The 12868-nt window shown below is 47.5% G+C and carries 11 protein-coding genes; 6 read left to right on the plus strand and 5 right to left on the minus strand.

Going from position 1 to position 12868, the window contains the following annotated elements:
* Positions 1–65: 65 nt before the first annotated feature.
* The gene (locus tag GVT53_RS02810) at positions 66–392 is read right to left on the minus strand and encodes a helix-turn-helix domain-containing protein (protein WP_166247321.1); all 327 of its coding nucleotides are present in this window, start codon (positions 390–392) and stop codon (positions 66–68) included.
* Between the two features lie 180 nt (positions 393–572).
* Complete coding sequence (locus GVT53_RS02815) at positions 573–722, minus strand: hypothetical protein (RefSeq protein WP_166247322.1); 150 nt, start codon at positions 720–722, stop codon at positions 573–575.
* Positions 723–1101: 379 nt separating this feature from the next.
* On the opposite strand from GVT53_RS02815, the gene GVT53_RS02820 reads away from it, so the two are divergent.
* The 3 genes from GVT53_RS02820 (at position 1102) to GVT53_RS02830 (ending at position 7938) form a co-directional block, all read left to right on the plus strand.
* On the plus strand, positions 1102–4134 hold the full coding sequence (locus GVT53_RS02820; RefSeq protein WP_166247323.1) for a SusC/RagA family TonB-linked outer membrane protein: 3033 nt from the start codon (positions 1102–1104) through the stop codon (positions 4132–4134).
* A gap of 17 nt (positions 4135–4151) precedes the next feature.
* Complete coding sequence (locus GVT53_RS02825; protein ID WP_166247324.1) at positions 4152–5558, plus strand: RagB/SusD family nutrient uptake outer membrane protein; 1407 nt, start codon at positions 4152–4154, stop codon at positions 5556–5558.
* Positions 5559–5643: 85 nt separating this feature from the next.
* On the plus strand, positions 5644–7938 hold the full coding sequence (locus GVT53_RS02830; RefSeq protein WP_166247325.1) for a zinc-dependent metalloprotease: 2295 nt from the start codon (positions 5644–5646) through the stop codon (positions 7936–7938).
* Positions 7939–8065: 127 nt separating this feature from the next.
* Here the strand turns inward: GVT53_RS02830 and GVT53_RS02835 are convergent, their stop codons facing one another.
* Positions 8066–8302 (minus strand): DUF6520 family protein, encoded by a 237-nt coding sequence (locus GVT53_RS02835; protein WP_166247326.1) that lies wholly within the window; start codon positions 8300–8302, stop codon positions 8066–8068.
* Between the two features lie 71 nt (positions 8303–8373).
* Complete coding sequence (locus tag GVT53_RS02840) at positions 8374–8814, minus strand: MauE/DoxX family redox-associated membrane protein (protein ID WP_166247327.1); 441 nt, start codon at positions 8812–8814, stop codon at positions 8374–8376.
* A gap of 477 nt (positions 8815–9291) precedes the next feature.
* Here GVT53_RS02840 and GVT53_RS02845 point away from each other — a divergent pair, with 477 nt between their 5' ends.
* Positions 9292–10104: an RteC domain-containing protein gene (locus tag GVT53_RS02845; protein WP_166247328.1), complete on the plus strand. Its 813-nt coding sequence runs from the start codon at positions 9292–9294 to the stop codon at positions 10102–10104.
* A gap of 30 nt (positions 10105–10134) precedes the next feature.
* Here the strand turns inward: GVT53_RS02845 and GVT53_RS02850 are convergent, their stop codons facing one another.
* Complete coding sequence (locus GVT53_RS02850; RefSeq protein ID WP_166247329.1) at positions 10135–11190, minus strand: helix-turn-helix domain-containing protein; 1056 nt, start codon at positions 11188–11190, stop codon at positions 10135–10137.
* A 257-nt stretch (positions 11191–11447) separates the two neighbouring features.
* On the opposite strand from GVT53_RS02850, the gene GVT53_RS02855 reads away from it, so the two are divergent.
* Together GVT53_RS02855 and GVT53_RS02860 are read left to right on the plus strand one after the other, a co-directional pair.
* A complete protein-coding gene (locus GVT53_RS02855) occupies positions 11448–11735 on the plus strand; it encodes a helix-turn-helix domain-containing protein (protein WP_166247330.1) in 288 nt (95 codons plus the stop codon).
* Positions 11732–12856 carry an endonuclease/exonuclease/phosphatase family protein gene (locus GVT53_RS02860; protein ID WP_166247331.1) on the plus strand — a complete coding sequence of 375 codons (1125 nt, stop codon included), beginning with the start codon at positions 11732–11734 and terminating at the stop codon, positions 12854–12856. The genes GVT53_RS02855 and GVT53_RS02860 overlap by 4 nt, the downstream gene beginning before the upstream one ends.
* The last annotated feature ends 12 nt before the right edge of the window (positions 12857–12868 follow it).

Here is a 12868-nt window from a genome sequence, read left to right on the forward strand (position 1 = left end):
AGAAATACCTATTAAGAAGAAATACGGAATTCTGTAAGGAAAGTAAACCTATTATTTTTGTTGCCTCACGGCCGGATGTTTGTTCCATATTCCTTTTCAAATTCTGAAAAAAAATCTTGCAAGGAACAATTTTCAAAACGACAAATACTGTAAACAGTGGTTAAAGGAATGTTGTAGCCATCTGATTCTTTAATTTTACTTAAAGTTGAAGAGGTAATTCCACAACCTTTGGAGTATTCATTTTGTGAGATTTCGTTGCCGTCTTTATCATAAAATGGGCTAAAGTATTTTTTAGTGATAAAGTTGCATAAATACTTATTCACTAAAGCGTTTATCTTCTTTAATTCTATTTTATTTGAATTACTCTGTGGCAACTTATTTACTTTATTCAAAAAAAGACGTTCACAAAAAAATATCTGTTCGTGATAGCGAATGATTATAAAAATTTGCTATCTTGCCATTGTTATAAATACATTTGCGATTCTTCTAAAAGGAAAATACTAGAAGCATTCGCTTTGAATCTCGCCATTGAAAACTGGTAATTTTTTGCAACGAGATGATAAGCAGTTTGCTCACGACCCGGGCGTGGGCTCGCTTATTGTTGCAAGGTATACCAGTACCCCAATGGCAATGAGTTGAGTTTCACGCCCAACTTGTTTCTTGGCGTTTCGTTTCTTTGGTCCTTTTGGGGCATCGCCCGACCAATGGGTTATGGGAAACATTTGGCAGTTTTATTGTTTGGGTTTTACATCGTGTTGTTGTCCCGTTTTTGGGACATCGCACTCGGTGTTTGATATCCTTTTCAGTAAAAAGCCGAAGAATCCCGTATAACCTTTTTTGGTTTTTGATTGTGGGAACACGTTACACTATTCCGGTTCACGATATCCTTAAGTCCCACAATTCACGTACACTTTGAGGGCAGCCGGCCCAATCACGAAACCATGTTTTTTGGTTTAGGAATCCTATTTCCGAGAGCTTTTGCTCTTTGGGCAGGATGGCCTTTGTCCGAACCTTGATGTCCTTGTTGGAAGTTACGGCTTTTCCGTGACTTATGGGGCAGTGTATAGAACAACTAACGCTTTAATTAAAAGAACTCAATTTATGCAACATTCAATAATATGCATGCGCAGGGGAATCCTGCCTGTGCTCCTATATGTCTTTCTAATGCCCCTTTTTTCATTTAGTCTGCAAGCGGGCACTTTCTTGGAACCGCCACAGGCCACCGTTTCCGGCACCGTGACCGATACGTCTGGGAATCCCCTGGCCGGGGTGAACCTTGTGGTGGAATCCAAGAATAGCGGTACCATGTCCGATTTTGACGGTTCCTTTGCCATTAATGCAGGCCCTTCCGATGTCCTGGTCTTTTCCATGATCGGTTTTAAGACCCTTACCGTGCCCATTGCGGGTAGGGATGAGGTCCTTGTTACCATGGAAGAGGATGTAACGGTATTGGGGGAAGTGGTCCTCAATGCCGGCTATTATTCGGTCTCGGAGCGGGAACGTACCGGGAACATAGCTACGGTCAAGGCCACCGTGATCGATAAACAGCCCGTGGGGAATCCCTTGGCGGCCATGCAAGGCCAAATGTCGGGTGTCAATATTGTCCAGAATACCGGAGTGCCCGGAGGTGGGTTTTCCGTGGAGGTACGCGGTCAGAACTTTATCAATGGGGTCACCGACCCCCTCTATATTGTGGATGGGGTGCCCTTTGGTTCCCAGTCCTTGGGTTCTGATGATGTGTCACGGTTTATCCTCGGCAGTGATATCAGCCCTCTGAATGCCATCAATCCCAACGATATCGAGAGTATCGAAGTGCTCAAGGATGCCGATGCCACCGCCATTTATGGTTCCCGTGGGGCCAATGGAGTGGTGCTGATCACCACCAAAAAGGGGAGGGTCGGAAAAACGCGCTTTGATGCGCATCTGAGTACCACCTTTGGACGGGTCTCCAACTTTGTGGACCTGATGAACACGGAGCAGTATTTGGAAGTCCGTCGGGAAGGCGTCATCAACGATGGATTCGAGGCCGCGCTCGAGAACCCTGTTTTCGATAGCTTTTGGCCGGATATTACCTTGTGGGACAGCAACCGTTACACCGATTGGCAACAGGTGCTCATCGGAGGGACCGCCTACCGGAACAATGCCCAATTATCCGTATCCGGAGGGAGTGCCCAGACCCAGTTTTTGGTCAGTGGGGCCCTCTTGGACGAAACCACGGTATTTCCCGGGGATTCCAAGTATAATAGGGCCACGGTCCATAGCAACATTAACCATCGCTCCAGCAATGAGCGGTTCCGATTGAACCTCTCCACCAGCTATACCCATGAGGATAACCTAGTGCCCAGTATCGATCTTTCTTCTCAAGCGTATACCCTGGCGCCCAACGCCCCGGCCCTCTATGATGAGGAAGGCAATTTGAATTGGGAGAACAATACCTGGAACAATCCGTTGGCTTCCTTGGAGGAAAAGGTAGGGGTGAAGAGCAGTACCCTTTTGACCAATGCCATGCTCTCCTATGAGCTGTGGGAGGGTCTTGAGCTGCGCAGTAGTCTCGGCTATACGGATTATCGCTTGGATTCCTACCGGACCTTGCCCAGTTCGGCCCGTAACCCGAGGTTCAATTTTACGCCACAAAACTATTCCAGTCTGACCACCAATCAGTCCCAAAGGACTTCTTGGATCCTGGAGCCCCAATTGCAATGGAAACAACAGTGGGATGTACTTTCGATGGATGTGCTTGTAGGTACGACCTTCCAACAAGAGACCACAGAACAACTTGTCCTCCGTGGACGGGGATTTCCCACCAATGCCCTGATCAATAATATGGCAGCGGCCGATGAGGTGGAGGCACGTGGCAGTTCCGATAGCGATTATCGGTATAATGCCGTCTTTGGGAGGCTCAACCTCCAACTGTTGGACCGGTATATCCTGAACCTTACGGGTCGTAGGGATGGTTCGTCCCGATTTGGACCTGGAAGGCAGTTCGGGAACTTTGGAGCGGTGGGACTGGCCTGGATCTTTTCCAAAGAGAAGCTGTTGGCAGAGAGTTCTGTTTTGAGTTTCGGGAAACTGCGGGGCAGTTATGGGACCACAGGCAGCGATACTATCGGGGATTACCAGTTTTTGGATACCTATACCGTTGTTGGGGAGGATTATGCCGGGGTGTCCGTCCTAAGTCCCACAGGAATTTTCAATCCCGCCTTTGGTTGGGAAGCAAACAACAAACTGGAAGCTGGGCTTGAACTGGGCTTCTTTAAGAGTCGGATATTTCTCAATGCCGCTTGGTACAGGAACCGCTCCTCCAATCAGTTGGTGGGAGTGCCCTTGGCGGCCACAACGGGCTTTTCGGAGCTGACGGGGAATTTCGATGCCACCGTGGAGAACTCCGGCCTGGAGCTGGACCTGCGTTCCATCAATTTGTCGAAGGGCCGTTTTAAATGGTCGACGACCCTGAACCTGACCGTACCTCGGAGCAGATTGGTGCGTTTTGATGGCTTGGAGACCTCCACCTTTGCCAATCAATATGTCATCGGGGAGCCCCTGTCCATCGTAAAGCTCTACCGTTCCTTGGGGGTCGACCCCGAAACGGGACAGTACGAGATAGAGGATTTCAATGGGGACGGGGCCATCACCAGTAACGAGGACCGACAATTTATTGCAGACCTGGCCCCTAGTTTTTATGGGGGACTGGGCAATACGTTGAGTTGGGGGAACCTGACCTTTGATGTGTTCCTACAGTTCAAAAAACAAGAGGGCTTCAACAATTTTCGGAACGATGCCGTACCGGGCTTTCCCAGAAATGCCAGTGTGGAGCTTCTCGACAGATGGCAGGAACCCGGGGATATGAAACCTGTTCAAGTGGCTTCCTCGGGATTGGTCTTTGGGGTTGGCAATGGCGACCTCCAACGCAGTAGTGATGCTGCGGTTTCGGATGCTTCTTTTATCCGTGTCAGGAACATTTCCCTTAACTACAAAGTACCCATGTTGGAGAAGGGACTTGAAGTCCAGGTCTATTTGCAAGGCCAGAACTTATTCACCTTTACCCGCTATACTGGGCCGGATCCAGAGCAGACTCTCAATAGCCGATTACCGCCGCTAAGACAATTGACCTTGGGACTGAAAGTGGGATTCTAATGCTAAATACAACGAATATGAAAACAAGACAAACCGATTTTATGATGAAATGGAACGCTTCGATTTTGAAATATTTCCTGCTGCTCCTTCCGATTTTGGGAGTATTGGGCTGTACGGATTTTGTGGAAGTAGATCCCCCAAAGAACGTATTGGTCTCCCAGACCGTATTTAATGATCCTGCGACGGTGGAGTCTGCCTTGGCAGACCTTTATTTTAAGATGCGGGAGACAGGAATGGTCTCCGGAAATGTGGGGCTGACCACTCGAATGGCCCTCTATAGCGATGAACTGGACTATTATGGTTCCGATCCGCAACTGTTGGAATTCTACCAAAACCGGGTACTGCCCCCAAATACGGAACTACTTGGTTGGTGGAGCGAGGCCTATACGGTAATTTATGGGGCCAATGCCATTTTGGACGGACTGGAGGACGCTTCTTTAGATACTGAAGAACAGCAAAAGTTTCGGGGACAGGCCTTGTTTGTGCGTGCCTTTATGCACAGCCTTTTGGCATCCGTTTTTGGGGATGTGCCCTACGTGACCTCAACGGATTATCGAGTGAACAATAAGGTGTCACGGGTATCCAAGGATTTGGTGTACGAAAATAGTATGGTGGATTTGGAGGAAGCCATAGCGCTGATGGAGGATATCTCCATTGCCAATGGGGAACGGACTTTTATCGATCATTTTACCGCAAAAGCGCTCTTGGCACGCATGTATCTGTTGACCGAACAGTGGGAGTTGGCAGCGGGTCAGGCCTCTGATCTGATAGCAGCTTTTGGTCTGGAGGAAGATTTGGATAAGGTATTCCTCAAGGAATCCGGGGAGACCATCTGGCAATTGCGCCATGGGCACCTGCCTGGCAATACCCAAGAGGCCAATCGATTAATCATCACTTCCGTTCCTGGACAGACTTTTGCCATGACCGAAAGCTTGTTGTCCGCCTTTGAGGCTGGGGACCTCCGAAGAACAGCATGGGTCGATAGCATATCGGATGCCGAAAATACCGTAACCTTCTTTTTTCCCTATAAGTATAAGGCCCGATTTAATGTGACCGAATCCTTGGAATATGCCATTCAGTTCCGATTGGCGGAACAATACCTGATACGGGCGGAAGCCTTGCTTGCCTTGGGAAATTTAATGGGGGCACGTAATGACCTCAATACAATCCGTAGCCGGGCAGGGCTGCCCAATACCACGGCCAATACCGTGGATGAGCTTTTCTCGGCTATTCTGGCCGAACGTAGGATCGAACTGTTTGCCGAGCAGGGAGATCGTTGGTTCGATTTGAAAAGAAGCGGTAAGGCAACGGAAGTATTGGGGAGCCTAAAGCCCAATTGGGAAGAAACCGATGTGTTGCTTCCAGTTCCTGAGAGCGAATTGGATACCAACCCCAACTTATTGCCACAAAATCAAGGATATTAACCGGATGGGTAAGTCCCCTGTGCCACTGACCTTCGAATGGGGTAGTACGATGGCAGGGGAAGCCCATCCCATTAACAAAGGAACAATGAAATACATTTTATGGATATGGGCGCTTAGTTTGATGCCCTTACTGGGATGGTCCCAAAATGCGAATTATACCGATAGTGGTGAATTGGTTTCCACGGCAGCACCTTTCTTGGATGCTTCCTTGGAAGAGGGGAGGCTCTATATGGAGCTTCCCGTAACCAGCTTGGAAGAGCCAATGCTCTTAACACGTATCGGGCGATTGTCGCGGTATGATCAAAAACAGGTCGTCTTTCGAAAGTCAGGGAACCAGCTCGTTTTGGAGGAGACCAGGGTGTGGTCGGAAACAGGGATATGGATTGCCCTGCAAAATGATCCTGATTTGGAACGGAATATTTTAGGGGTCTTTCCGATTTTGCAAGAACATGGAGCGGGGTATCGTTTTGATATCACCGATATGCTGTTCGATCGTTCCGTTGGTTGGGGAGCCGTATCCTCCGATCCCATGGTCCCTGCCCTCAATAAGCTTATTGGGGTAAAATTGTTGGACGACGAACTGATGATCAAAATGCAATTGGGACATCAGAAGGAAAGTGCCAAAATTATACAGCCCGTACATTATAGTTTTCTGAAGTTGGCGCCTCCTATGGAGCCACGGAGGTTTGATTATCGGATGGGGTTTTGGAACGAGTCCAGAACGATGGGACAACACCTGAACAACTATGTGGCGAGCATTGCCCGTTGGCGATTGGAGAAAAAACACAAGGACAGGAAGATGAGTGTGCCCATTAAACCGATTACCTTTACGCTCTCCCCGGATATTCCCAAAAAATGGAGGCCCTACGTCAAGGCCGGTATCGAGGAGTGGCTGCCCGCCTTCGAAGCGGCCGGCTTCAAGGATGCTATTGTGGTCAAAGAAGTGGATTCTTTAGATTCATGGTCGGCCTATAGCCTGGGACATTCCATCGTACGTTGGTTTAGCGACGAGAACATTAGGTATTTCGGTGAAAAGCGTGGTGGTGGAACGGTCACCTATGTCATCGATCAGCGTTCAGGGGAACTGATCAAGACCGATGTGCTTTTGCGATCAGGCTATGAACATCGTATGGACCAATATTTTATCAGATGTGCCGCATTGGACAAAAGGGCACAAACCTATCCCTTTCCGGATGAACTGTTGGGAGAACTGATTCAATCCGTAACGGCCCATGAGACGGGACATGCCTTGGGCATAAAGGACAATAACTTTGGGGAAAATCAGTATCCTGTCGAAAAAATGGGAGATGAAGCGTGGCTTCGGAACATGGGACATACCCCAAGTATCATGACCTATGCCCGCCATAACAATATGGCCCAGCCTGAGGATAACATACCTCCTTCACTCTTGGTACAAAAAGTAGGGCCAACCGATGCCTATTATATCCGATGGGCCTATGAAACGTTTCCGGAATCCATGTCCAAGGAGCAGCAGGCCGATAGTCTGGAGCGTATCATTCGTTTGCAGGACACCATTCCATGGTACCGCTTGGCCAACTCCCAAGGAGATACCATGGGACCCGCAGTGACAAATGAGGTGGTGGAGGTCCGAGATCCGGTCCAAGGGGCGGTATTGGGCCTAAAGAACTTGGAACGCGCTATGGAACTATTGCCCAGCATCAACCGTAATAGAAAGGATTACGTCCGTATCGAACGGATTCATGAAAGGGCCATTTCCCTATGGTACCATTTGGTGCGGCGCGTGTTTTCTATGGTAGGGGGCTATGAGATTTTTTATAGATCAATGGACCAACAAGGGGGGAATATGTTCGATCCGATACCCCTGCAGACCCAAAAGGAGGGCTTGGATTATCTGCTGCAACAGGTCTTTGACCCACCCAAGTGGTTGGCCTATCCGACATTCAAAACCTATATCAGGGTAACGACACATCCAGATCTTCTGCTCAGTAGGCAACAGATGTTGTTAAGGGAAATGCTCAAGTCAAGATTTATGAAACGCTTGCAGCATATGGAAACTATGGATGGATACGAGGGTGTCATGAAAAACTATTTGGAACAGTTACAGAATGTACTGTTTAGCGAGCTCAAAGAAGGGGCGGTATCCGTAGATCCCAGAAAACAAGGGCTACAGTTGAGCTATATCGATTGGATGAAAAAAGCCATTGATAAGGAAGCAGCTGATATCCACCCGCAGCAACAATTGTTTGTGCATACAGATTATGCCAAAGGCTTGATGAAGGAACAACTGATGCGATTGCAACAGCAATTGGAGGATAAGATAACTGATAAAAAAGATACGGTACTGAAGGGACATTGGGGGCATTGTTTGGCCACCTTGGAGGAAAGAGTGAGCCCTTAATTTTTAAGACATCATCATAGCGCAGAAGCTATGGTACACGATATGGCGAACCTGGTTTCGTTGTTTTTTGAGTTAGTAATAAAGGTGTCCCGAGGGACACCTTTATGTTGTTCAGCAAATGATCAGTTTATTGCCAATCACGTCTTGGATCGGTAAGTCCAGGATCATTGTACACCTGATTAGCCCCTTCAAAGCACAACAACTCACCGGTATCGGGACAATCCGTCTGGATCTGTTGAACTCCGAACGGAGTTGCAATATATCCTACATAGGAGCTATTGCTGTCCTCCGTGGCAAAGGCCAGACCGACCGCCATTACAATGGCGAAGGCCGGTAGAACGATTTTTAAAAAACTTGTTTTCATTGTTTTATGAATTAATTATGATGCCTACTCTGTTCAAGGTTTTCGGCTTCCCCTTACACTGCGCAGTAGTTTCATCCATTGGATGTTTTATGCTGTTTTTTGTTAAGGACGATGGCAGTTAGGGCCAAGGCCATACATATGGCATTGAATACGATATGGTCGTCCCATCGTAATGCCGCAAGTACCCCGCCACAAGAACAGGGGATGTCATCGCTGAATTGCAATACGGCAATGATATAGATCGTGAAAAGGGTCAACAGGATGCCGCTGGCGTACAGACCGATTATCCGTAATTTGGGAAGTAACAATAGTCCGGCGATCACCAATTCCAATAAGGGTACACTCCAACTCAAAAGACTGGCGTATGGCGCGATATAGGGCATACGGCCCAACCGCAGTTCAAACAGTCCAAGGTCCAACAATTTGCTGCTGGCTGTGTAGACAAACAGCACAAGGAATAGGATGGAGATGATATCTATGATGGTTTTCTTATGTCTGGATACTGTTTTCATCGATATAGGATAATACGTGGTTTTTTAATGTGCTCATTGAGGCTTTCTGTTTTTATATGCCACTTACACACTAAACTAGTTAGGGAATCGGATGTTTAAAATGGCATAATTCGGGAATCAGATGTCAAAATCCGACTATTTGCAGTTTTTTTCCAAGGTCTTTGTCGGACAAGGGGTATTTAGGGCTGGGCATGGTATAGGTAGGTCCCGACGATTTATAAAATGCTTACCCTTTGGTGTTGTTGATTATCAGGGGGCTGTTCAGCATAGAACCTTTGACCTTGCAAGGGTTTTGTTGGGTTGGGTCCCATAGTGAAAACACCTGCTTTTATAAAGTGCCGCCACTTATTTTTTGTGTTCTTGGAATTAGGGGCCATATTGAATGGGTTCCCAGATTACCATGGCCTGAACCTATATCCAACATAGATGTTGTTTGTTTTGTGCTTGTTGTTTCTACTGTGCCTAAATTATTTGGATATGGACCATTCATTGACATCTGAAGCCCTTAAGACCGAGATACTGGACATCGAGGCCCGTGTGCCCAACATTATTGAGGCTGCCAAAAAAATCACAGCCCTCTGTCGTTCCCAGCTCTTGGAGCTAAGAAATCATGTAGTGCACACGGGATTTGTGGATGAGGCCGAGGAAATCCATTTTTTTAAGCATACCAAACAAGTGCCCTTGGTGTATCTGATCTACTATTCGGAACTCTTGGATTTGGAGCTTAAAATTCCTGTATGCGGTAAAAAGGCCCGAAGGCAATGGATCAAAGCAAAACGGAAGCTATGGTCCAGTTTTTTATTGGGACATGCACAGTTCTGGAAGTACATACAATTGGGACATACCCACTGGGATTCGCAGTATTTTACCCGAAGGAAAAAGGATTCCCTCAATCCAACGTATGCCCACCATATCGCTATCGATCCCGTCTTTACAACCTCCCATGATATGCTATTGGGGCAATTGCGGGCCTATGAAAAGGCCATTGGCTATCTTGGGAATAGACGGAACACCCTGGGTTCTGGAAAGTTCCGCCCAAGGCTCCAATGGTCTTCCACCAAGGCGGCCCTCACGGAACTGGTGTATGCCCTCTACCATGCCGGGGCCATCAATGGGGGAAAGGCCGATGTCAAGGAAATTGCCCAGACTTTATCATCGGCGTTCAATTGTGAGCTTGGCGATTGTTACCGCACCTATACCGAGATCTGTGCCCGGAAAAAAGATAGGACACGCTTTCTTGATGGTATGGCCTACACCCTTAAGGCCTATATGGACAAAGGGAATAGGTGATGTCTTTTTGATCTCTAAACACCTAGTGCTTTACCTTTGATGGCGCTGTTTTTGGCTAACTTTACGGAAAAACAAACCGGGGGTCAGACCAATCTTGGATTTCATCGCCCTGGCAAACACATCCACCGAACGGAAACCGAACCGTTCCGCCAGTTGGATGGTGGAATGGGTCGTTAGGATGTCCGGATGTTCCTTGATGTGGTTAATGGCATAGGTCACCCGTAAATCCTTGAGGTATTGTGGGAAGCTCTGGCCCTTATAGCTATTGACGACCTTGGAAAGATAGCTGGTGTTTGTTTCCAGAATTGCTGCCAAGTTAAATAGGCTGGCTCCCTGATCGAGATAGCCTTGCCTACTTTCCCAGTGGTCCAAGCCCAAAAGAATGCGTTGCACGACTTCCGGTTCGATCTCCAAGGCAATGGCAGTTGCATTGGTCACTTGGTTTAAATTGGGTTCCACACCTTCCTGGAGTATCATGTTCAGTTTGCGTTGCATCTTTCGGTATTTGACATAGAAGAACGCCAATAAAGCTACCAGTAAGGCAGCGAGAACCAATTGTAGTTTTATGGTTTCTTCCCGTGCCAAAATTTCCGCTGTAAGGGTCTCCGTGTTGTGGTGCAATTCGGTTTTATTCGAAATCGTATCCGATGCCATGGCTTGATCTTCTGTCCATGGTGGATGGAGCATGGTTGGTTGCAAATAAGTCCACAGAAGTTTGGATGGAAGGCCCTGCCATTGAAGACTATCGCTGCATGGTAGGATATACCGACCTTGTGATCGGTCCACAGGTAGGGTGTTGTACAATGCAGTGAACGTGGACTTACCATCAGTAAAATTTCCTTGGGTTTGACTTTGGACTTGATTGCTTTGAAAAAAGTGAACTCCAGTGGTCCTTAGCTGTGGACTCCTCCTTATCCAATGGGATGCGGAATACCCTATACTGGACTGGTATGAAATCTTCCCGGATACAACCCAAGATGGTTTGTATTGTGGCGCCAACGATAGGCTGTGTTCCCTGTCCACTTCCCTGGAAGAAATGGAGATGGGGGCCAATGCCAAAACTGTCAAAATGATTCGAAAACACATCTTTTTCTATTTGAACCAATCGTTACTGGCCAGGGCCAGGGAACGATAAATCACCCGATCATCACAAAAGTTGATGGAAGGGTTACCCATATTAAGTATAGATTATAAGTTAAGTATTACAATATAACAGCTATAAATCGTACAAAATATCGGATAAAGGGGCTATTTATGTTAAAGTTTGACCCAAGTTGGGCACAACTTGTGAATTTAATTTTTGTTCTTATTTCATATTTGGGGTCTAACAAAAACCTAAAGTCATGCCAGCACATATTGTCACACAGGAAGATCTCGAAGGCTTCAAGGCATCCCTTTTGGAAGAGATCAAGGATATCCTATTACAACATAACCGCATCACCCTGGACCGATGGATCAAGTCCAACAGTGTCATGGGGAAATTGGAGATCAGCCCCGGTACCCTCCGGAACCTGCGTATCAATGGGACCATACCCTATACAAAGCTTGGAGGGGTCATCTACTATGATCAGGAGGAGATCCATCGGATTTTGATGGACAACAAGAACTTCATGTTAAACGATGGATCATGAAAATCGCCTTTTATAACCTGCAGAACATCTTTCACCGTCCCATTGATCTGGTCCATCGGTTCCGTGCGGAAAACAGGGCCCGTTGGATAACGGAATTTGAGCGACTATTGCTTCAAGGGGAACGTTCACAGAAAGACTTCGACCGGATGCGTGTGCTTTCCCATTTTTTGGGATTTGATGACCAAGATTTTTTAACCCATTGCACCATACGAAATGCCATGGGGCAATTATTGGTCTCAAGAGGGCTGTACAAGGGTAAAGCTAAGGCAAGCCATCTGACCGATTGGGAAGGCTGGGCCAAAGTGGATTCCTTGCCCATCGATGAGCGGGCCATTGGGAACAAGGCCAAGATCATTCAAACGATGGACCCGGATATCTTGGTGGTCACGGAGGTCGAGAGCCGTGCTTCCCTTGTGGAGTTCAACCGATATTTTCTGAGTTCCGCAGCTACTGCTCCCTATCGGGAAGTTGTCTTTATGGGAACCAATGACCCTTTCGGACGCGGTATGGGGCTCTTGGCCAAAGCAAGGATCGACTTGGTTTCGATACGAACCAGGGCCAATGAACTTGATGCTTCGGAAAGGCCCATATTTGATACGGATTTACAGGAGTACAGGCTCAGGATGGCTTCTGGCAGGACCTTTACCGTTCTTTGTACCCATTTTCCAGATCGTGCAGCTGACGGGGAAGCGTTCAAAGAACGCCAATGGGTACAATCCAAACATATTGCAGAAATTCTGGCCCAAGGGGAATGTACCGATATGGGAACGATACTGGTGGGCACCCTTAATGCCCCGGCCTATGAAAATGCCATTTCCCCCCTGATCAAGGACAGTGGGCTGACCGACATTACGCGACATCCCAGTTTTATGGGGGATGTGGATAAGGGCCGGGACGCGGAATACTATCGTTTGGGCGCCTACAAGATGGGGGTCAACATCAAACAACGCGATTACCTCATGTTGTCCGATGGTCTTTTTGATGGGGTTGAAAAATGTGGTTTGGTCAGAAAAGGGATGTGGTTCAAGGAACGCCCGCAATGGGAAATGCTGGGGAGCATCAAAAGTGAACGGGATGCCGCCAGTGAACACCCGCTGCTCTGGTGTCAAATCCCTATATGATCAGTCTATATT

Origin of the sequence: Flagellimonas oceani (genome assembly GCF_011068285.1) — a bacterium.
In the GTDB taxonomy this organism is placed as follows: Bacteria; Bacteroidota; Bacteroidia; order Flavobacteriales; family Flavobacteriaceae; genus Flagellimonas; species Flagellimonas oceani.

What these genes read in the sequence shown, in the direction of transcription:
- GVT53_RS02815 (WP_166247322.1), bottom strand. Translation starts at nt 722, where the DNA reads ATGTTTCCCATAACCCATTGGTCGGGCGATGCCCCAAAAGGACCAAAG.
- GVT53_RS02820 (WP_166247323.1), top strand. Translation starts at nt 1,102, where the DNA reads ATGCAACATTCAATAATATGCATGCGCAGGGGAATCCTGCCTGTGCTC.
- GVT53_RS02825 (WP_166247324.1), top strand. Translation starts at nt 4,152, where the DNA reads ATGAAAACAAGACAAACCGATTTTATGATGAAATGGAACGCTTCGATT.
- GVT53_RS02830 (WP_166247325.1), top strand. Translation starts at nt 5,644, where the DNA reads ATGAAATACATTTTATGGATATGGGCGCTTAGTTTGATGCCCTTACTG.
- GVT53_RS02835 (WP_166247326.1), bottom strand. Translation starts at nt 8,302, where the DNA reads ATGAAAACAAGTTTTTTAAAAATCGTTCTACCGGCCTTCGCCATTGTA.
- GVT53_RS02840 (WP_166247327.1), bottom strand. Translation starts at nt 8,814, where the DNA reads ATGAAAACAGTATCCAGACATAAGAAAACCATCATAGATATCATCTCC.
- GVT53_RS02845 (WP_166247328.1), top strand. Translation starts at nt 9,292, where the DNA reads ATGGACCATTCATTGACATCTGAAGCCCTTAAGACCGAGATACTGGAC.
- GVT53_RS02850 (WP_166247329.1), bottom strand. Translation starts at nt 11,190, where the DNA reads ATGTGTTTTCGAATCATTTTGACAGTTTTGGCATTGGCCCCCATCTCC.
- GVT53_RS02855 (WP_166247330.1), top strand. Translation starts at nt 11,448, where the DNA reads ATGCCAGCACATATTGTCACACAGGAAGATCTCGAAGGCTTCAAGGCA.
- GVT53_RS02860 (WP_166247331.1), top strand. Translation starts at nt 11,732, where the DNA reads ATGAAAATCGCCTTTTATAACCTGCAGAACATCTTTCACCGTCCCATT.